Genomic DNA, 20,781 nt, shown 5'->3' on the forward strand with positions numbered 1-20,781 from the left:
ATGAGCAACCTCCCTGAGCGGGTTACCGCGTCGATGCGGGCCGCGGACGCCGATCGTATGCGCGTCGCACAGCTGTTATCTGATGCTGCCGCGCAGGGTCGGCTGGAGCTCTCCGAGTTCGAAGAGCGCCTCGCAAAAGTGTACTCAGCAAACACATATGGTGAGCTTGATCAGCTCAGTGCGGACCTTCCTGCCGTTGCCACATCCCAGGTTAGGGGCCAAGGCAGCAAGCCAGCACCCGCGACAGTTCTCATGGCGATCATGAGTGGCTTCGAGCGCCGTGGCCGCTGGAACGTTCCTAGCAAGCTCACCTCGTTCGCGCTATGGGGTGGCGGCGTGCTGGACCTGCGCTACGCCGACTTCACCTCCAGTGAGGTCGAGATCCGTTCCTTCTCCATTATGGGCGGGCAGACGATCCTGTTGCCGCCGGAGCTCAACGTGGAAGTCACGGGCGTCGCCGTGATGGGTGGCTTCGATCACTCGGCGAGTGGCAGTGGCGTGCAGGGCGCACCGCATGTGACGGTCAAGGGGTTCTCGCTGTGGGGTGGCGTGAACGTCAAGCGGAAGCGGCGCAAGCGGCGCGAGTCGCTGGAAGAGCGTTAACCAGATCCAGAGCGCCGAAGCGCCACAGTGCTTTCACCACCTGCCGGCGCCGATCGACATCGATTCCCGCCGCTAGGGCGGCGTCAAGATCATCCAGGGTGAACTCCCCGACGAGCGCTAGAACTTCGTCAAGGTCCACAACCTCACCGAACGCGATATCCCGACCACGGGCCAGTAAGTGGCTGCGGCCGGCTCCGACCACGGACTCCACCACCCCGGGGTACGCCCAGCCGAAGGTGGCATCGGCGGGAGGATCACCGGCACGCAGGGCCGCCACCTTCGGCGGCCGCAGATACCCGGTGGTGCGCTGTTTCGCCGCCGCCAATTCCACGGTGGTCGACAGTCCGGATAGCGTCTCGGGATCGCGGAGCGTCTCCATCACCAACCGCCGGACATCATCGAAGCTGCACGGCTCATCCGCCGCGTCGAGCCTTGCGCCGACGTGGTCGATCATCAAGTCTGAGAACGATTTCCGGGCGTCGGCCGGAAAGAGCGTGACCCCCAGGAACATCGAGCGGCCCTCGTTGCGGAACAGGTGGTAGTGCCCCCGGGGAATGCATACGAAGTCGCCCGGTCGCAGGGTGTACCGGCTCGCACCGGGAAGCAGTCGGTCGAAGTCGAACGACACTCGCCCCAACGATGGGTTCTCGAACAACTGATGCCGGTCAATTCCATCGGCGGGCCACACCCACAGCTCCTTGACGCCGGGGCCCAGATGGAAGATCAGCGACGGTTCGTCGTCCTTGTGGATTCCGAAGGGCGTCCATTCCACATCGGCAATAAATGTGTAGATATCCGCGCCTGAGACCAAATCCCGGCCAGGAACAAGGCTGCGCACCACCGACTGCGCCAGTGCGGCAAGCCCCAGATCCCACGAGGACACGTCGTTGATGGCGACGCACGCAGGGCGGTCTTCAGCGTTGTCGGCGAGCCACTCGGTCAACGACTGCCCGTCCTGCGGCGCGGTGCGTGAGAGCCGCTCGGTCAGCTTGAAATCGAACTCGCTGCCCCGGAAACCGCGCAGCCGTAGTCCTTTTCCGTTCGTGGCGGTCGCCGCGGCAACCGCCGCCGCTATCCGGTCCGCGATCGCGTTAGGGTCCGAGACCAGCGCGGGTAAGAAGATTGTTTCCTCGTAACGAGGGCCGTGGTCGGCGACGAACTGTCGCCATCGGGGGTCATTGACGAACACTTCTCTGCCTCCATGTTTGCGCCCGGGCGTGCGCGACCAGTGGCTCGGTCGCCCACGCCCGGGCTCCACTGTTAGTGGCTGGCAACCATTTCCGTCGCAGCGACGATCTCGTCATCCTCGACAACGATCTCTACAGCAATATCGCGCATGGTGATCCTTTCATCGGCGGTTAACTGCCCAACTCAACAGAAGAGCAGCAGAAACACCGTGGTGACATCCGTCGCGTGGCGCCACCGCAGTGGACGCGCGCCCAGCCCGCAGGCGCCGTCACTACATCAGTCGCACGACGGTCACCAGAAGTTCCCACTCTGCGGGATTCACACCGTCGATAGTTTCCAGGAACCGCCGCCGGTGAGCTGCAGCCGTGATTGATGATGGCGGTCGATCGTGGATCGATGCCCGACGCTGACGATCACGCAATCGGGCAACCGCTCCCGCACCAGGGCATACATCGCGTCCTCCAGGCCCTCATCCAACGCCGAGGTGGACTCATCGAGGAACACCACCTTCGGGCGGACCAGCAGCACCCGCGCGAAGGACACGCGTTGCTGCTCCCCCAGTGACAGCACGGAGGCCCAATCTGCCTCCTCATCGAGCCGCGCGGTCAGGTGCCCGAGGGCGACGTCACGCAGGGTCTGCATCAAATGCTCCTTCGAAACGTCCTCCACCGGCAGGGGGTACACCACCGTGGCACGCAGATCCCCCAGCGGGAGGTAGGGCAGCTGAGGCAGGAACAATGTGTCCCAACCGCTGGGTCTGGCCACCAAACCCGATGCCTGCGGCCACAGCTGGGCCAGGCTGCGCAACAGGGTGGTCTTCCCGCATCCCGACGGCCCCTTCACCACGACGCTGCCACCCGGGGGCAGCGCCAGATTCAGGTTTGCAATCATGTCCAGTCCCTGCAGATCGCGGACCTGAACATCCGTGAGAGTCAGGGCATCCTCCGCGTCCGCCACATCGATTCGCGGCAGCTCGCGGGCACGGTGATCACTGTCCAGCATCTGGTCGATTCGCAGCAGGGCGGCCCGATACACGGTGAACTCGTCATAGCTGTCTCGGAAGAATTGCATTGCCCCACAAACACTCCCGAACGCACCAACTGTTTGCAACAGATCACCGATCTTAATCTGACCCGCGAAGAACCGTGGCGCCTGCACGATGTACGGGATCATCCCCGTCGTTACGTCACCGACACCACGATTCCAGCCGTTGAGCCGAAGTTGCGCGAACACGATGTGCCACATGTTGGAGATGATCTGGCTGAACCGTGAATGCAGCAGCAGGCGTTCGCGTTCACCGCCGCGATAGAAGGCAACCCGCTCGGCGCTGTCACGTAGTCGTACGAGTGCGTAACGGAAGCTCGCGCTGAATCTCTCGTTGAGAAAGTTCAGCCGCACCAGCGGCCGCCCAATCCAGAACGCGATGACGGTCACCGCGATGGAGAAGACGTACGCCACGATCACCATGGCCCGCGGAATCTCGAAGCCCCACAGCTGCAAGGGCCCCGAGAGCTGCCACAGCACACCGGTGAACATGACGATGAGCAGCGTCTTGCTGATCGCCCCAAGGGTCAGGTCCACCGATTTGGTGGTGTGGGTCTCGATATCGATCTGGATGCGCTGGTCGGGGTTCTCCACCGGAGTGTCCAGAAAACGGTTGCGGTAGAACGCATCCTTGGCCATCCAGTCGTCGACCAACCGCGTATTGAGCCATACCCGCCACCGAATGGCGAACACCCGCCGCAGAAACAGATCGACCACGGTGTACGTCACCGTGAGCGCCACCAGGACGCCGCTGATCGCAAAGGAGCTGAAGAACGCCTGACGCGCATCCTCCAGCTTTGCCGCATCGTGGGTGACCAGCGCCTCGGAACCAACCTGCAAGGCATTCATCAGGTCCCGGTACTGGTAGGTGAAGATCACCACCACTCGCGCCGCATACACGGTGTGCCACACCATGAACGCCAGCAGTGGCCAGGTACGCAGACTCTCCCGACCCCAGAAGAAGGGCGCGTTGACCCGCCAGAACTGCTGACCCCACCGGGTGAATCTAGCGATGAGAAAGGCCACCGCGACAAAGGCGACCATGGTGATCGCCCATGCCTGCAGCGTCCACAACAGCGAGCGCAACAGCTCGCCCGACCAATCGATACTGGGCTGAACCATTGGCTTCCTTCTTATTGCGCCCTAGTGAGCGAAGTGGCGAGCTCCGGTGGCGTACAACGTGATTCCTGCAGCCTTGGCGGCATCAGCCACCAGCTCATCACGCATCGACCCGCCCGGGTGCACCACCGCACGCACTCCCGCCTGCGTCAGGACCTCGAGGCCGTCAGGGAAGGGGAAGAAGGCGTCCGAGGACGCTACCGCCCCGGAGACCCGGTCCCCGCCACGAGACACCGCAAGCCGTGCCGCATCGACCCGATTGACCTGGCCCATTCCCACGCCGATGGTGGCACCACCGGAGGCAATGACGATCGCATTGGACTTCACGGCCCGCCCGACCTTCCAGGCGAACACCAAGTCCGCCAACGTGTCCGCATTTGCGGCGGTGCCGGCCACCAGGGTCCAGTTGTCCGGGTCATCGCCCTCAGCGTCGAGCGCATCACGCTCCTGCACGAGCAGGCCGCCACTGATCTGCCGCCACTCGGTGCACCCGGACTCGGGCTCGGCGGCACGCAACAACCGCACGTTCTTCTTGCGGCTCAGCACCTCGACGGCACCGTCCGCGTAACCCGGGGCGACGATCACCTCGGTGAAGATCTCGGCGACCCGCTCGGCCATCTCCACGCTCACCTCGCGGTTGACGGCGATCACGCCTCCGAACGCACTCAGCGGATCACACTCGTGTGCCTTGAGATGCGCGTCGGCAATCGAGATGTCCGACACCGCGATACCGCACGGGTTGGCATGTTTGATGATTGCCGCGCATGCCTTGTCCTGGTCCCACGCGGCACGCCAGGCGGCGTCGGCATCCGTGTAGTTGTTGTACGACATCTCTTTTCCGTGCAGCTGCTCGGCCTGGGCCAGGCCGTGCCCCGTGGCACCGGTGTACAAGGCCGCCTGCTGATGCGGGTTCTCCCCGTAGCGGAGCACAGCCGAACGGTTCCACGTCCCGCCGATCCACGCGGGCAGCGCCTCGCTCTCAGACTCCGCGACGACGGACAGCCAGCCGGCGACGGCCACATCGTATTCCGCGGTGTGACGGAATGCCTTTGCCGCAAGCACCTTCCGAGCCTCCAGGGTGAATCCCCCGGCGTCCACCGCGGCCAGCACCTCACCGTACGAAGCTGGGTCGACAACTACCGCCACACTCGGGTGGTTCTTGGCAGCGGCACGCACCATCGAGGGCCCACCGATATCGATCTGTTCGACGCATTCGTCCTCGGAGGCGCCCGAGGCCACCGTGGCGGCGAAGGGGTACAGGTTGACCACCACCAGCTCGAAGCCCTTGACGCCCAGCTCCTCGAGTTGGGTGAGGTGCTCCTCGCGGCGAGTATCGGCCAGGACGCCGGCGTGTACGTGCGGGTGCAGCGTCTTCACCCGCCCGTCCAGCACCTCCGGGAAACCGGTGACCTCTTCCACTGGTGTCACCGGAATCGACGCGGCAGCAATTGTTTTCGCGGTGGATCCGGTGGACACCAGCTCCACACCCGCGGCGTGCAGCCCGCTGGCGAGCTCCTCCAGTCCGGTCTTGTCGTAGACACTGATCAATGCCCGCCGTACGGGTCGCTGCGTACTCACTTGATGGAGGCCCTTCTTCCGTTCCAAATCAAACCTTTGGTGGCCACTGCGGCCAGCACGTCTACCAGCAGCGCCCGCTCCACCACCTTGATGCGTTCGTGCAGGCTCGCCTCGTCGTCGTCCACGTGCACGGGGACGGCCTGCTGGGCAAGGATCGGCCCGGTATCCATCCCGGCATCCACCAGGTGCACCGTGCAACCGGTGACCTTGACTCCGTGCGCCAGCGCATCGGGCACGGCGCGCGCGCCGGGGAAGGACGGCAGCAGCGCCGGGTGGGTGTTGATCACCCGACCTAGGAACTGCGAAAGAAACTGTGGTCCAAGCATCTTCATAAATCCGGCAGATACCACGAGATCGGGCCGGTGTGCCGTGGTGGCGTCGGTGATCGCGGCATCCCACTGTTCGCGGGTGTCGTACTCGCCGAGCCGCACGGTGTAGCTGGGGAGCTGCGCGTCGGCGGCGATATCGACGGCGGCGCATTGCCGGTCGGTGCCTACCGCGACGATCCGAGCGGGAAAGTCGTCGGTGGCCGCGTCGAGCAGGGAACGCAGCAAGGTGCCGGTACCGGAAGCCAAGACCACAACCCGCGCGGGGGCAGAGGGGGCGATCTCGACCGATTGGTTAGGCACCGACACGCCGCTGAGCGTAGCCGGGCGAGTCACTTGGCCGGTTCCGGAGGGTCGCTCGGCTGGTCGTCGGCGATAGCGTCATCGGGTTCCGGCACCGATTCCGGTTCAGTTTCCGGTGCCGTAGCTTGCTCCGTCGGCTCCTCGGAAGCCTCGGATTCATCCGTCACGGAATCAGTCCCGAGCTCCTCGGGCTCCCCCGCGGGCTCGGGCTCTTCCTCCGGGACCGACCGCTTCACCACGCGGAGCCGCGTCGCGCCACCCAACATGAACACCGTCAATAGGCCGATGACCAGGAACCAGAAGAACACCCCGGGCCCGAACGTGCCCTGGTCGATTCCCAAGCGTCCGAAGTTGCCCAGCTGCCCACCACTGAGTTTCCCGACGATCGCCAGGAACGTTGCCGCGAGCAGTGCCGCGGCCACCACCTTGTGGATCGCGGTGGGCCACGGCGCCGGTCTGCGCGCGCACTGCTGGCCGACGGCCACTCCGGACACCGCACCGATGATCATCAGCGCCACCCACGAGGGACCGAGAGGTGGCGTGGGAACCGCCGCCAGGATCGGCACCGCCGGCAGCTGACCACCGAACACCGCGAACGCACTGAAAGCCGCGGTGCCCACATAGGCGCTGGACCCGACCGCCAGCGCGCATGCACCCAGAATCACGTTGGGTGCGTACAGGATCGCCAGCATGGTCAGGCTCAGCTGGCCCACGAAATCGTTGGTGACCGAGTACAGCTGGTCCATCGTCGCCCAGTGGACTACCAGCGACCCGGCCGTGACGGCCGCGGACAACCCGAACAACGCGAGCACGCCCGCGACGGCGCCGCGGGCGGCCTCTATCGGCCATGCCGGCAGCTCTAGAAACACCGCGAGCCGACTGCCGACCCGCATGCCGACGCCGACGAGCGCACCAACCAGGTGGATGCCGAGTACAGAACCGAATGCGCGCAGCGCATTCGGTGACTGCAGCTGGGTCAGCACCGTCGACGCGTCGTGGATGATCGCCAGCGATATCGCCGTCATCAGCAGTGGCCCGGCGAGCGCGGAAGCGATCACCCACCGCACCACGTACCAGGAAGCGGTTGGCGCGATTGTCGAGGCAACCGTTCGGGCAACGCCCCAGACCATCGCCGCCGCCGGCAGTAGCGGCAGCACCTCGATGACTCGTCCACCGATCGAGATCGGTACCAGGTGGGTGCCCAGCCACATGCTGGCCACCGCACCGAACGTCCCGGTCATATCGCTGTTGGCGATCACCAACTGCACCAAGACGATTGCCGCAATGACTACCAACGCAACTGCTGACGGGCCAAAGGCAACCGTCAGCAGTGCGCGAGCCTGTGCGGGATTGGCGCGCGAAGGTTGAGTCACGCGCCGATCACGGCAGTGATCACCGTCTAGCTAGAGGGACGCGAGGTGCCGAACAGATCGTCACCACTGGCCGAGGCGGATCCACCGCCGGCACCTGTGCCGCCCTGCTGCTCGCCACCGGCCGGCTGGCCGCTGGTTCCACCAAAGGTGGGGTACTGCTGGGTCGGCTGCGAGGAACCAGCCTGCTGGGTCGGCTGCGACGACGGCGGGGTGAAGCCGGAGCTGCTGAATCCCTGCGGCGGAGTCGGAGGCGCTGACTGCGGGGGCTGCTGACCGTAGCCGGCGTATGACGGCGGGGCCGCGGGAGCGGCCTGCTGCGGCTGGCCGTAACCCTGGCCGTAGCCCGGGGCTGCCTGCTGGCCGTAGCCCTGTGCCTGGCCGTAACCCTGGGCTGCCTGCTGGCCGTAGCCCTGCCCCGGCGCCTGGCCTTGACCCTGCTTGGGCAGCTGCTGCTGCGACTGCTGCGCCGGGGTGTAGTACTGGCTCTGCTGCGGCTGGTACTGGTTACCGAACGGATTGGTCGCCGGGGACGCGGCCCTGGCCTTGATGACACCCACCTCGGTGAGCAGCGCGTAGACCGCGGCCGCGGCCTGCAGACCGGAGACGACGGCGAGAGTGATCAGACCCCACCCGATGCCGACCTCACCGAAGGCGGCTGCGAACGGGTTGCCGAACAGGCCGCCGAGCACGAAGAGGAATCCGACGATCGAGAGGATCGCGACGGGAGCTTGCTTGTCATCCTTACCGGAGAGAAGCGAGACACCCGCGGTCAGACCGGCAATCAGCAGGGCGAACTGCGCGAAGCCGAAGACCGGGGACAGGGCCAGCAGGTCGAACCCGCCGAAGCTTCCCGAGGTTCCGGAGCTGACCTTCCCGGTGTAGAACGGCCCGAAGCCGGCGATGAAGCCGATCAGGCTGAGCACCAGGACGCCACCGGGCAGGTAAACCCCCAGCGCGCCCGTGTTGGGCTCGGCCACAAAGGACGGGGTGCCGTACGGGTTGGACGGCTGCGCGGGCTGGTATCCGGGCCCACCGGTGGAATACGTCATCACATCTCCTACATCACGGTTTCGGTCGTGGTCTCGGTGTAGATCGCCTCCACGCTACTGCACTGCCGGCCCGTCAGGGGCCAGGACAAGCCGAGACAAGGCCAGACACGACGGAGACGGCATCGGTTAGCTCGATACCGGTACCAGGTCTTCGCTGAGGGTTTCCTGAGCGTCGGCGGCTTCGATCTCGCGGACCAGCGGCAGCACCTTGGACCCGAAGTATTCGATCTCCTCCTGGAAGTGCAGGAAGCCTCCCAGGATCAGGTCCACGCCGCGGCGCCGGTAGTCCGTGATCCGCTCGGCGATCTGTTCCGGGGTGCCGATGAGCTGGGTGCGGAATCCGTCGTTGTATTGCACGAGATCCTCGAATGAGGAATCTGCCCACATTCCTTTCTTATCGCCGGTGGAGCCGCCTGCCTGCTGAACGGCGGCGCGGAAACCCTCGACGGCGGGGCGGTTGGCCTTCGCGATGATTTCCCGCAGGACCTCGCGCGCTTCGGCCTCGGTGTCCCTGGCGATGATGAAACCGTTGAGCCCGACCTTGACTTCGCGGCCGACGGTGCGGGCGTGGTCGCGCACCTCCACGATCTGATCGGTGATGCCGGCGAAGTCCTTGCCGTTGGAGAAGTACCAATCGGAGTACAACCCGCCGTTGCGGCGCGCGGCCGAGGAGTTGCCACCCTGAAATAGCTCGGGTGTGTGAATCGGCTTGGGTTTCAACGTGAAGTCGTGGATTCGATAGAAGTCGCCTCGGAAGTCGACGTCATCCTCGGTCCAGATCTTGCGCAACACCTGGAGGAACTCGGCGCTTCGCCGGTACCGCTCGTCGTGCTCCAGCCAGGGTTCGCCCAGGTGAGTGAACTCGTCCTTGAACCATCCGGAGACGACGTTGACGGCAAAGCGGCCCTTGCTCAGCTGGTCGGCGGTGGCGCCGAGTTTGGCAAGCACACCCGGCTGCCAGAGCCCGGGGTGGACGGCGGCTATCACCTTGAGACGCTCGGTGGCCAGCAGCAACGCGAGCGAGAAGCTGGTGGATTCGTGCTGGTACTCGGCGCCGTAGCTGGACTCATAGCGCACCTGGGTGAGCGCGTACTCGAAACCGTTGTTCTCCGCGGTCTGTGCGAGTTTGACGTTGTAGTCGTAGCCCCAGTCCGTGCGCTGCTCGATGGTGCTGGTGACCAGCCCACCGCTGACATTGGGGACCCAATAGGCGAACTTGATGTGGTCGGCGATCCGTTCGGTCGTCATGGGGGTATGCAAACAGCGGACCCGTTCGGCGGTCATCCGTCTGGCTCATGGTGATTCCTCCGCTTGGGCACCGAGTACCGAGGAGATTTGGCCCCCACTCTCGACATCAAAACTGGAACACGTTCTAATTGATGGATGGACTACGGGCTCGTTCTGTTCACCAGTGACCGCGGCATCTCGCCGGCCATCGCCGCCAAGGCGGCCGAGGACGGCGGGTTCAGCACCTTCTACGTTCCCGAACACACGCATATCCCCATCAAGCGCGAGGCCGCCCACCCCGGCACCGGTAGTGCGGACCTGCCCGATGACCGCTACATGCGCACGCTCGATCCCTGGGTATCCCTCGGTGCCGCCTGCGCGGTGACGTCGAAGATCCGGCTGGCCACCGCCGTCGCGATCCCGGTCGAGCACGATCCCATCACTCTCGCCAAATCCATTGCCACCCTTGACCACATGAGCGACGGACGGGTCACCGTGGGCGTTGGATACGGTTGGAACACCGACGAACTGGCCGATCACAACGTTCCCGCGGGCCGTCGCCGCACCATGTTGCGCGAGTACATCGAGGCGATGCGCAAGCTCTGGGAAGACGAAGAAGCCAGCTACTCAGGCGAATTCGTAAACTTCGGCCCCAGTTGGGCTTGGCCCAAGACCGTGCAGAAGCATGTGCCGGTGATCGTGGGCGCGGGCGGTACCGAGAAGAACTTCGCATGGATCGCCAAGAACGCCGACGGCTGGATGTCCACCCCTCGCGACGAGGACATCACCGGAAAGATCGTGGCACTCAAGGAAGCATGGAGGGCGGCCGGGCGCGACGGCGACCCACTGATCTACGTGCTGGCAGGCAAGCCGGACCCCGAGCAGCTGGCCTCGTGGCGCGAGCTAGGTGTCACCGAGGCGATCTTCGGGATGCCCGACCGCTCCGAGGAAGAGGTGCGGGCGTACATCGAGCGGCTGTCCGGAAAACTCGCCGCATTCGCTTAACGTACAGAGAACGGCGGCAGGGCGGCGAACCGCTGCTCAATCCTGATCGTCGGCGTCACCCTTGCCACCCATCGACGTAGACGCGATAGCGGATGATCGGGAAACCTTTTGTCCCAACTTATTTCATCGGCGATGCTGTACGGGATTCTTGGTTCGAGGTCGGGTGCGTACGGATGTCGGGGCCACATTTCCGATGACGCGTCGCCGGCCGCCGGCAGTTCATGGAGCACCGTCGACTCCCTGATGCCCGTCGTCGGGCCCTCCGCAAATGCCCCACAGAGCATCGTGTACGAATACGCACGCGGGACCACTATCGAGGCGATAAACGTGAGCCCTTGCCGGGTATCAGCTTTCGGCACCTTCACCACGTACAGCAGACCCGGGAGCGCATCGACGCCGACGACGAACGCCTCGATGACGCCGGCGCGCCGATTGAGCACCGTCTCGACGAGCGCACGACGCACCGCGCTCAGATCATCCAGCGGCACTGACAAATAGGCTCCCCGCGCATGCGATACCCAGAACTGATCGCTGGTTGCGGGGTCGTACCAACCGTCCTCGCTCGGCACAAGACCCGATGTGTCGTACGTGAGGTCCACGAATCGAAAAACTAGCCGCCCATCAGGGGTTCCGAGACCGAGTACTCCCATTGTTCATGCGTACGTCACACAATCTCGCTGAATGAATCGCAGAGTCGTCTGGCAGTAGATTCGAGACCTCCAGACAGGCGAAATACCCTCCTGGAGGGACGGTTTCGGTGGGGACCTACGTCGCCGAGTGTGCGCACTTGCGCTCACGTTCGACGACAGTGAGCGAAACGACAAGGGCCCCAACCGGAAAACCAGTCAGGGCCCCTCGCGTTGAAATATTTACAGGCGCTCGAGGATCTCCCGGGCCAGCTTGGCAGTCTCGGACGGCGTCTTGCCGACCTTCACGCCAGCAGCCTCCAGAGCTTCCTTCTTGCCCTGTGCGGTGCCTGCGCCGTCGGACACGATGGCACCGGCGTGACCCATGGTCTTACCCTCGGGTGCGGTGAAGCCCGCGACGTAGCCGACGACCGGCTTGGAGACGTTGGCCTTGATGTAGGCGCCCGCCTTCTCCTCGGCGTCGCCGCCGATTTCACCGATCATCACGATGATCTTGGTCTCGGGATCCTTCTCGAACGCCTCGATGGCGTCGATGTGGGTGGTGCCGATGACCGGGTCGCCACCGATACCGATGGCGGTCGAGAAGCCGAGATCGCGCAGCTCGTACATCATCTGGTAGGTCAGCGTGCCGGATTTGGACACCAGGCCAATCGGGCCCTTGCCGGTGATGTTGTTCGGCGTGATGCCGACAAGCGACTCACCGGGGGTGATGATGCCCGGGCAGTTGGGCCCGATGATGCGGGTCTTGTTGCCCTTTTCCAGGTTGTAGGCCCAGGCATAGGCGCTGTCCTGCACCGGGATTCCCTCGGTGATGACCACTAGCAGCGGAATCTCCGCGTCGATGGCCTCGATGATCGCGTCCTTGGAGAAGGCGGGCGGCACGAAGGCGATCGACACGTCGGCGCCGGTCTCCTTGATGGCCTCAGCCACCGAACCGAACACCGGCAGCTCGATGTCGTTGCCGTCCTTATCCACATGGGAGACGGTTGTTCCGGCCTTGCGGGCGTTCACACCACCGACCACCTGGGTACCGGCCTTGAGCATCAGCTTGGTGTGCTTGGTGCCCTCACCACCGGTGATGCCCTGGACGATGACCTTGGAGTCCTTGTTCAGAAAAATCGACATTTCAAGTCTCCCTTACTTGTTGGCCAGCTCGGCGGCTTTGTCGGCGCCGGCGTCCATGGTCTCGGCCTGGATCACCAGCGGGTGGTTCGCTTCGGCCAGGATGCGACGGCCCTCTTCAACGTTGTTACCGTCGAGACGCACGACGAGCGGCTTGGATGCCGTGTCGCCGAGGGTCTTCAAGGCACCGACGATGCCGTTGGCGACCGCGTCACACGCGGTGATTCCGCCGAACACATTCACGAACACGCTCTTGACCTGTGAGTCACCCAGGATGACGTCGAGACCTGCGGCCATCACCTCGGCGGAGGCACCGCCACCGATGTCCAGGAAGTTGGCGGGCTTCACGCCGCCATGGTTCTCGCCCGCGTAGGCGACCACGTCGAGCGTCGACATGACCAGACCCGCGCCGTTACCGATGATGCCGACCTCGCCGTCGAGCTTGACGTAGTTGAGGTCGTTCTCCTTGGCCTTGAGCTCCAGCGGATCGGTGGCGTCCTTGTCCTCGAACTCGGCGTGGCCGGCCTGACGGAAGTCCGCGTTGGCGTCCAGGGTGACCTTGCCGTCCAGCGCCAGGATCTGATCGTCGGGCGTGCGCACCAGCGGGTTCACCTCTACCAAGGTGGCGTCCTCGCCGACGAAGACCTCCCACAACTTCTGGATGGTCACTGCGGCGGCGTCGAGCACCTCGGCCGGCAGGTGACCCTGCTCGGCGATCGAGCGAGCGAAGGCCAGGTCGACACCCTCAACAGCGTCGACGGGCACCTTGGCTAGGCGCTCAGGCTTGGTGGCGGCGACCTCTTCGATCTCCATACCGCCCTCGACCGAGCACATGGCCAGGTAGGTGCGGTTGGACCGGTCCAGCAGGAAGGAGATGTAGTACTCCTCGGCAATATCGCTGGCCTCGGCGACGAGGATCTTCTTGACGATGTGGCCCTTGATGTCCAGGCCCAGGATGTTCTGCGCGTGAGTGAATGCGTCCTCGGGGGTGGCGGCGTACTTCACACCACCGGCCTTGCCACGTCCGCCAACTTTGACCTGCGCCTTGATCATCACCGGCTTGCCGATTTCCTCGGCGATCGCCTTGGCGTCCTCGGCGGTGTTGGTAACCCGGCCCGGCGTCGTCGGCACGTTGTGCTTAGCGAACAGCTCCTTGGCCTGGTACTCGAATAGATCCATCTACTAGCCCTCATCTTCGATCGGCACTATTGCACTAGGGACTGTAGCCAAGGCCACAGCTGGACCCGTCACTACTTCTGAGTAAGTGGTCGAATTCACCCCCTGGTCACTCGCAGAATTCACCGCGCGGCCATCCGCCGGTAGGACTCGAACCCGTCTGTAACCGGTTTCAGTTCGGTCACGGGGGCTCGCCATACGCACGTGATCTGTGATGAGGTAGCGCAGCGTGATTCGGCAACGATTCGACGGCGCGGGAGCCCTATCAGCGACTTCGTGACACAAGTCACATTTCAATGCGTATCGGCGCATTGAGTTGCGACTCCCCTTGCCTAACCGTTACCTTCTCTTGGGTTAGATCACGTTTTGGTCACGCTAGGTCGTGACGTCGAACGGAAGACTGGCGAGGGTTTTGACACAGCATCGAACAACACGCACGCGTGGTGATCGGAGCGCGGCACCGAGCGCGAACGAAATCACCAATATCGTGCCGATCGACGAGTTCGGCCTGAGTGATGCGCTGGAGCGCCCCGACCTTGAGGACTACGACGTCTACGAGGACGCGCCCCTTGAGAGCACCGAGCCGGAGAACAAGGCGGCACTCGACCAGATCGAGCACGACTGGGTCCAAGACACCGACGAAGCGGATCGGATCCGCGCGTCCATCGAGGCCACAGCCGACTGGTTCGCCGCCTCCGCCGCACGCACCAGAGACCCCCGCGATACCCCCACAGACAAGCTGCCCAGGATCAGCAGCGGCGGCGCACACCGTCGCCGTGAGATCGGCCAGGTAGGCAAGACGCGCATCGCCCTAGCCGCCATGGCCGCTGGTGCCGCTGCCGCCGCCGGATACACCGCGCTGAGTGAGCACGATGCCGCGACGACTGCGGATCGCCATAGCCTCGCGTTGGGTAACTCCGCAGCGGTGATGGCCACCCACGGACCACAGCTGATCTCCGCTCCGCTGGCCACCGACACCTCGATCACCGATGAGCAGCTGGCGAAGGCCACGGCCTTCGCTTCCGAGCGTGCGGACCGCGAGAAGCGTCTACTGGCTCCACGCTTCGTGATGCCCGCGAATGGCACCTTCACCTCCGGCTTCGGATACCGCTGGGGTGCCCTGCACGGCGGCATCGATATCGCCAACAGCATCGGTACTCCGATCGTGGCGGCCGCCGACGGCGTCGTCATCGCGACCGGCCCGACCGCCGGTTACGGCGCCTGGGTCAAGATCCGCCACTCGGACGGCACCGTGACCCTGTACGGCCACATCAACACCTGGGAAGTGGCAGTGGGTGAGCGTGTGATGGCGGGTGATCGCATCGCCACCATCGGCAACCGCGGTAACTCCACCGGACCGCACCTGCATTTCGAGGTGCTACTCGGCGGCTCCCAGCGCATCGACCCGCAGGGCTGGTTGGCCAACAAGGGCATCACCTTCAGCCGCTTCGGCGACTAATTCAAAAGCTTCCAACGCCGAGTGTGAGTAGCAATGCTCACGCTCGGCGTTTTTTGTAATGCACTCGCGCCGATGGGTGGCCCGCAGAGCAAGTTCGGCCAATCAGAGCTTTTGTACGGGTGCGAAGTTGTGCATCAACTTCACGCGCCCGTCACTGCCGAAGTCGATGAGCGATGTGGCGCTCTCGCCGACACCGGCCACCTCCATGACCTTGCCCAGCCCGTACTTATCGTGGCTCACCCGATCACCGGGCTCTAGCACCAGCAGCGGCTTGGTGCGCTTCTTGGACGGAGCACCCACCGAGCCGCCGCCTCCGCGTGATCCACTGGACCCGTAGCCACCGCCGCCGTAGCTTCCGGCACCGGACGCAATTCGCCCCGGCAGCGGATCGGTACGGCGCCAGTCGATGAGCTCCTGCGGAATCTCTTGCAGGAAACGCGATTCCGGGTTCATCATGGGCTGCCCCCACGATGAGCGCACCTTGGCCCGGCTCAAGTACAGACGCTGACGGGCCCGAGTGATTCCGACGTAGGCAAGCCGCCGTTCCTCGGCCAGCTCCACCGGGTCACCCAGTGCCCGCATATGCGGGAACATGCCGTCCTCCCAGCCGGTGACGAAGACCACCGGGAATTCCAGCCCCTTCGCGGTGTGCAGCGTCATCAGCGTGACCACACCGGCGGTGGATTCGGGCAGCTCGTCGGCATCGGCGACCAGCGACACCCGCTCCAGGAAGGCTTCAAGGCTTCCCGGGGGTGCGCCGACATCCTCGTCCTCGACAGGCTGGTCTTCGCCTGCGGCCTGCGCGTTGGCGGCGTCGGCACTGAATTCGTGTGCGACGCTTACCAATTCGTTGAGGTTGTCGAGACGCGCCAGCTCCTGCGGGTCGCTGCTGTTCTCCAGTTCGTATCGATACCCGCTGTGGTTGAGCGCAGCCTCCACCACATCGCCGATATCGGGTAGTGCTCCCGGATCGGTGCGCAGCGTGGCACGGATCTGGTCGAGCATGTCCATAAAGGCGGCAATTGCCTTCTCGGAGCGAGAATTCAGCATGGCGACCTTGCCGGCGGCGGCGTCGGCAAGCGCCTGACCGAAGCCGATGCCGGCGGTCTCCGCGTGCACGGCGACGCATGCCTCGGCACGGTCTCCGATACCACGACGAGGAGTATTGAGGATCCGCCGCAGGCTCACCGCATCGCCGGGATTGGTCAGCACCCGCAGATAGGCGACGATGTCGCGGATTTCCTTGCGCTCGTAGAACCGCACCCCGCCAATGACTTTGTACGGGATACCGGTTCGGATGAAGATCTCTTCCAGTGACCGGGAGTTGTTGTTGGTGCGGTAGAACACCGCGACATCGCCGTAGTTGGCGTCGCCGCGATCGAAGAGCCCGTCGATCTCCCGTGCAATAAAGGATGCCTCGTCGTGTTCGTTGTCCGCGACATAGCCGACGATCAGCTCGCCTTCACCGGAGTCGGTCCACAACCGCTTTTCCCGACGGTTCGTGTTCTTAGCGATAACAGAGTTGGCGGCGCTCAATATGTTCTGCGTGGACCGATAGTTCTGTTCCAGCAGAATGGTTTTCGCGTTGGGGTAATCGCGCTCGAATTCCTCGATGTTGCGAATGGTGGCACCGCGGAACGCGTAGATGGACTGGTCGGCGTCACCCACGACACACAGCTCCGCCGGCTCCGGGCCGTCCGGATCAACTTCCCGGTCCACATGGGCACCCGCCAGCTCTCGCACCAGCATGTACTGGGCGTGGTTGGTGTCCTGGTACTCGTCGACAAGGATGTGCCGGAACTTGCGGCGATAGAACTGCGCGATCTGCGGGAACTGCTGCAGCACCGCCACCGTCTCGCCGATGAGGTCGTCGAAGTCCAGGGCGTTGGCCGTGCGCAGGCGCCGCTGGTACTCGCCGTACACATCGGCGACGATGCGGCGCAGCTCGCCGCCCTCGTCATCGACGGTGAGATTGGCGACGGCTTGCTCGGGCGAGATGAGCTCATTCTTCAGGTTGGAGATCGCGGTGGCGAGCAGTCGCGGCGAGTACCGCTTGATGTCCAGGCTCATATCGCGGCCGATCATCTGCAGCAACCGCCGGGAGTCGTCGGCGTCGTAGATCGAAAAGTTGGAGTTCAGGCCGGGCAGCAGCGAGGCCTGGTTCCGCAGGATGCGCACGCAGCTGGAGTGGAATGTCGACACCCACATGGAGTTGGCACGCCGGCCGACGAGGTTCGCGACACGCTCGCGCATCTCGGCGGCGGCCTTATTGGTGAAGGTGATGGCCAGGATCTGCCCCGGGCCGACGTCCCGCGCGGCCAGCAGATACGCGATTCTGCGGGTCAGCACCGCCGTCTTCCCGGATCCGGCACCGGCGACAATCAGCAGCGGCGACCCCTGATGTGCGACGGCGGCCCGCTGCTGCGGGTTCAGGCCGTCGAGCAACGCATCGCTGGAGGATGTCGAGTCGCTGGGCATATCAAAAAGTGCTGGTTCGGAAAGATTCGCCATGACCGGTCTAACTTACCGCTGACGGGGGACAACCTTCGTCAGCTACAATCTTCGGTGTGCTTGACCACCAACAGCGATTTTTTTACGGGTACCGGACTCCGGCGCCCGTGGTCTAGCCGATTCACGAGCCCCGCAGTCCGCTACCGGACTTCGGGGCTCATCTCTTGTGAGGCCGGATTCCGGGGTGGCATGCGGGGCGACCGCCGCAAGAGAAAGTGTGAGAAAGAATGACGACTCAAATGACCGAGAACGCCGCCGATCCCACCCCTGACATCGACGCGCTGCGCACGGAGATCGACCGGCTCGACGCGGAGATCCTCGCCGCGATCAGGCGCCGCACCGAGGTCTCCCAAACGATCGGCAAGGCGCGGATGGCTTCTGGTGGCCCCCGTCTGGTGCACAGCCGCGAAATGAAAGTTCTGGAACGCTACAGCGAGCTGGGCCAGGAAGGTCACACTCTCGCGATGCTGCTGCTGCGCCTGGGTCGCGGCAGATTGGGACACTAAACCCCGGCCGGGAACCGATGAGGGAGGGAACCGTTGAGCAACGAAGACAAGGGTGAAAACAAGCCCAGCTCTAAGGACAGCGCCAAGGACACGGATGCGGACGTCCCTGCCAAGGACGACACCCCCGACAAACCGGTCCCGAAGGACGACGAGCCGGTGGACTATGAGCTGGAGGCGGCCGTCGCTTCCGAGCCGACGCCGACCCGGAAGTTCGTCACCAGGCATGCCACCAAGATGGTCATCGGCGTGTTGGCGGTCTGCCTCGCCGCAGTGACGGCGGTCGCCGCGGGCCTCTGGGTGGAGAACAACCGGACCGTCGAAGACACCCCGCAATCGCGCCCCACCGTGAAGCTCGGCGTCCCCCTGGTGAACCCGGAAGCGACGACAACCAGCACGACCACAACCACCACGAAGTCGCGGACCACGACAAGCAGCGCCACGACCAGCTCCTCCATTAGCAGCACGTCGACCAGCGGCAGCACCGCCACGACGACGGGGACCACCACCAGCATCTCGGTGCCCGGTCCCACCACCTCGTCGGCGCCGCGTGAGGCGACCAAGGATGAGCAGCGCGAGCTGACGAACGTGCTCAACGCGTTCTATGCCGCGCTCGGCGCCAAGAACCTCGACGTGCTCAACGCACTGTCCTGCGTGAAGATCACGGACGAGGACCTCCAAGGTCAGCCCGTTGATCTGCAGATCAACGTGGACAAGGTGGAGAAGTCGGTCGTCGATGGCGATACCGCTTCGTCACGGGTGACGATCACGGCAACGGCAGGCGGGAAGACGGAGACCAAAACGGGTATCGCCGGGTTCGCGCGGATCAGCAAGAGATGGGTCACCTGCGCCAACCAATAGGCAGCCCTGCAGCCTCCGAGCGCCACTACTAGGCTCGGTCGCATGACACTCGCAGCGGCGTGGCAGGCACTGGAAACTCATCACAAGCAGATCGCCTCCACTCACCTTCGAGAATTCTTCGCCGACGACCCGACTCGGGGAAGTGACCTGACCGTCACGGTCGGTGACCTGTACATCGATTACAGTAAGCACCGCTTGACCCGCGAAACCCTTTCGCTGCTGGTCGATTTGGCCAAGGCAGCCAACCTCGAGCAGCGCCGCGACGCCATGTTCGCGGGGGCGCACATCAACACCTCCGAGGACCGCGCGGTATTGCACACCGCGCTGCGCCTGCCCCGCGACGCGCAGCTGGTGGTCGACGGGCAGGACGTGGTCGCCGACGTGCACCAGGTACTCGATGCCATGGGCGACTTCACTGACCGGCTACGCAGCGGCGAGTGGAGCGGGGCCACTGGGCAGCGCATCACCGCCGTCGTCAACATCGGGATCGGCGGTTCGGACCTGGGACCGGTGATGGTCTACCAGGCACTGCGCCACTACGCCGACGCCGGGATTTCGGCGCGATTTGTGTCCAACGTCGACCCGGCCGATTTGGTGGCCACACTCGCCGACCTGGACCCGGCGACAACGCTTTTCATCGTCGCCTCGAAGACGTTCTCGACGCTGGAGACACTGACGAACGCGACGGCGGCACGGCGCTGGCTCGTGGACGCACTCGGCGAGGACGCCGTCTCCAAGCACTTCGTCGCGGTATCCACCAATGCGAAGCTGGTGTCGGAGTTCGGAATCGACACCGCCAACATGTTCGGCTTCTGGGATTGGGTCGGCGGTCGCTACTCGGTGGACTCGGCGATCGGCCTTTCGGTGATGGCAGTGATCGGACGCAAGGCATTCGGTGAATTCCTGGCCGGGTTCCACACCGTCGATGAGCACTTCCGCACGGCACCCCTGGAAGAGAATGCGCCGGCTCTGTTGGGCCTCATCGGTCTGTGGTACTCGAATTTCTTTGGCGCACAATCGCGTGGGGTGCTTCCCTACTCGAACGACTTGGCAAGATTCGCGGCCTATCTGCAGCAGCTGACCATGGAATCCAATGGCAAGTCGGTGAAAGCCGACGGCGCACCCGTGACCGTCGATACCGGCGACATCTACTGGGGCGAGCCCGGAACCAACGGTCAGCATGCCTTCTACCAACTGCTACACCAGGGCACCCGGCTGATTCCGGCGGACTTCATCGGCTTCAGCGAGCCCACCGATGATCTGCCCACCGCCGACGGCACCGGCAGCATGCACGACCTGCTGATGAGTAACTTCTTCGCACAGACGCAGGTGCTGGCCTTCGGCAAGACCGCCGAGGAGATCGCCGCCGAGGGCACCGCGCCGAGTGTCGTCCCCCACAAGGTGATGCCGGGAAATCGGCCCAGCACAACAATTCTCGCCACCAAGCTGACACCGTCGGCGGTCGGGCAGCTGATCGCGCTCTACGAGCACGAGGTGTTCACCGCGGGCACGGTCTGGGGGATCGACTCATTTGACCAGTGGGGAGTGGAGCTGGGCAAGAAGCAGGCCGTCGCCCTGCTGCCCGTCATCACCGACGACGCCTCGCCGGCACGGCAGACCGATAGCTCCACCGATGCGCTGGTGCGCTATTACCGCGGAGCACGGGGAAGAGCCAAGTAACCGCGAG

The 20,781-nt window shown here is 64.3% G+C and carries 17 protein-coding genes; 6 read left to right on the forward strand and 11 right to left on the reverse strand.

What is annotated here, in order from left to right; translation table 11 throughout:
- Positions 1-603, forward strand: a complete 603-nt coding sequence (locus tag AB0H22_RS23530; protein WP_180751231.1) for a DUF1707 domain-containing protein — start codon at positions 1-3, stop codon at positions 601-603.
- On the opposite strand, the gene AB0H22_RS23535 is transcribed toward AB0H22_RS23530, so the two are convergent.
- The 7 genes from AB0H22_RS23535 to sfnG form a co-directional block, all read right to left on the reverse strand.
- Positions 557-1,792, reverse strand: coding sequence for a hypothetical protein (locus AB0H22_RS23535; RefSeq protein WP_358149477.1), 1,236 nt, complete (start codon positions 1,790-1,792; stop codon positions 557-559). The genes AB0H22_RS23530 and AB0H22_RS23535 overlap by 47 nt on opposite strands.
- A 317-nt stretch (positions 1,793-2,109) precedes the next feature.
- Positions 2,110-3,957: an ABC transporter ATP-binding protein/permease gene (locus tag AB0H22_RS23540; RefSeq protein ID WP_180751229.1), complete on the reverse strand. Its 1,848-nt coding sequence runs from the start codon at positions 3,955-3,957 to the stop codon at positions 2,110-2,112.
- 21 nt (positions 3,958-3,978) lie between these two features.
- Entirely contained in the window at positions 3,979-5,532 is a 1,554-nt protein-coding gene (gene purH, locus AB0H22_RS23545; RefSeq protein WP_180751228.1) for a bifunctional phosphoribosylaminoimidazolecarboxamide formyltransferase/IMP cyclohydrolase, read from the reverse strand.
- A complete protein-coding gene (purN, locus tag AB0H22_RS23550; RefSeq protein ID WP_180751227.1) occupies positions 5,529-6,194 on the reverse strand; it encodes a phosphoribosylglycinamide formyltransferase in 666 nt (221 codons plus the stop codon). Before purN ends, purH begins: the two co-directional genes overlap by 4 nt.
- A complete protein-coding gene (locus AB0H22_RS23555) occupies positions 6,191-7,534 on the reverse strand; it encodes a DUF6350 family protein (protein WP_358149481.1) in 1,344 nt (447 codons plus the stop codon). The genes purN and AB0H22_RS23555 overlap by 4 nt, the downstream gene beginning before the upstream one ends.
- Before the next feature lie 26 nt (positions 7,535-7,560).
- Positions 7,561-8,583, reverse strand: coding sequence for a DUF5336 domain-containing protein (locus tag AB0H22_RS23560; RefSeq protein ID WP_358149483.1), 1,023 nt, complete (start codon positions 8,581-8,583; stop codon positions 7,561-7,563).
- 126 nt (positions 8,584-8,709) lie between these two features.
- Positions 8,710-9,831 (reverse strand): dimethylsulfone monooxygenase SfnG, encoded by a 1,122-nt coding sequence (sfnG, locus tag AB0H22_RS23565; protein WP_180751224.1) that lies wholly within the window; start codon positions 9,829-9,831, stop codon positions 8,710-8,712.
- A 135-nt stretch (positions 9,832-9,966) separates the two neighbouring features.
- Here sfnG and AB0H22_RS23570 point away from each other — a divergent pair, with 135 nt between their 5' ends.
- Positions 9,967-10,815: an LLM class F420-dependent oxidoreductase gene (locus AB0H22_RS23570; RefSeq protein WP_358149486.1), complete on the forward strand. Its 849-nt coding sequence runs from the start codon at positions 9,967-9,969 to the stop codon at positions 10,813-10,815.
- Here AB0H22_RS23570 and AB0H22_RS23575 read toward each other — a convergent pair.
- The 3 genes from AB0H22_RS23575 to sucC all read right to left on the reverse strand — a co-directional run bounded on the left by AB0H22_RS23575 (position 10,812) and on the right by sucC (position 13,763).
- The gene (locus AB0H22_RS23575; RefSeq protein WP_358149489.1) at positions 10,812-11,414 is read right to left on the reverse strand and encodes a hypothetical protein; all 603 of its coding nucleotides are present in this window, start codon (positions 11,412-11,414) and stop codon (positions 10,812-10,814) included. The genes AB0H22_RS23570 and AB0H22_RS23575 overlap by 4 nt on opposite strands.
- Positions 11,415-11,684: 270 nt before the next feature.
- Positions 11,685-12,587, reverse strand: a complete 903-nt coding sequence (sucD, locus tag AB0H22_RS23580; RefSeq protein WP_180751220.1) for a succinate--CoA ligase subunit alpha — start codon at positions 12,585-12,587, stop codon at positions 11,685-11,687.
- Positions 12,588-12,599: 12 nt separating this feature from the next.
- Complete coding sequence (sucC, locus tag AB0H22_RS23585; protein ID WP_180751219.1) at positions 12,600-13,763, reverse strand: ADP-forming succinate--CoA ligase subunit beta; 1,164 nt, start codon at positions 13,761-13,763, stop codon at positions 12,600-12,602.
- A 409-nt stretch (positions 13,764-14,172) separates the two neighbouring features.
- Here sucC and AB0H22_RS23590 point away from each other — a divergent pair, with 409 nt between their 5' ends.
- On the forward strand, positions 14,173-15,219 hold the full coding sequence (locus tag AB0H22_RS23590) for a M23 family metallopeptidase (RefSeq protein ID WP_358149492.1): 1,047 nt from the start codon (positions 14,173-14,175) through the stop codon (positions 15,217-15,219).
- A 102-nt stretch (positions 15,220-15,321) separates the two neighbouring features.
- Here the strand turns inward: AB0H22_RS23590 and pcrA are convergent, their stop codons facing one another.
- Positions 15,322-17,697: a DNA helicase PcrA gene (gene pcrA / locus AB0H22_RS23595; protein ID WP_358149601.1), complete on the reverse strand. Its 2,376-nt coding sequence runs from the start codon at positions 17,695-17,697 to the stop codon at positions 15,322-15,324.
- Between the two features lie 260 nt (positions 17,698-17,957).
- On the opposite strand from pcrA, the gene AB0H22_RS23600 reads away from it, so the two are divergent.
- The 3 genes from AB0H22_RS23600 to pgi are packed head-to-tail and all read left to right on the forward strand — an operon-like array spanning position 17,958 to position 20,774.
- A complete protein-coding gene (locus AB0H22_RS23600) occupies positions 17,958-18,236 on the forward strand; it encodes a chorismate mutase (protein WP_180751217.1) in 279 nt (92 codons plus the stop codon).
- A 33-nt stretch (positions 18,237-18,269) separates the two neighbouring features.
- Positions 18,270-19,094: a hypothetical protein gene (locus tag AB0H22_RS23605; RefSeq protein WP_358149496.1), complete on the forward strand. Its 825-nt coding sequence runs from the start codon at positions 18,270-18,272 to the stop codon at positions 19,092-19,094.
- A 42-nt stretch (positions 19,095-19,136) separates the two neighbouring features.
- Positions 19,137-20,774, forward strand: coding sequence for a glucose-6-phosphate isomerase (gene pgi, locus AB0H22_RS23610; RefSeq protein ID WP_358149498.1), 1,638 nt, complete (start codon positions 19,137-19,139; stop codon positions 20,772-20,774).
- Positions 20,775-20,781: the final 7 nt, after the last annotated feature.

Origin of the sequence: Mycobacterium sp. NPDC050853 (assembly GCF_040653875.1) — a bacterium.
In the GTDB taxonomy this organism is placed as follows: Bacteria; Actinomycetota; Actinomycetes; order Mycobacteriales; family Mycobacteriaceae; genus Mycobacterium.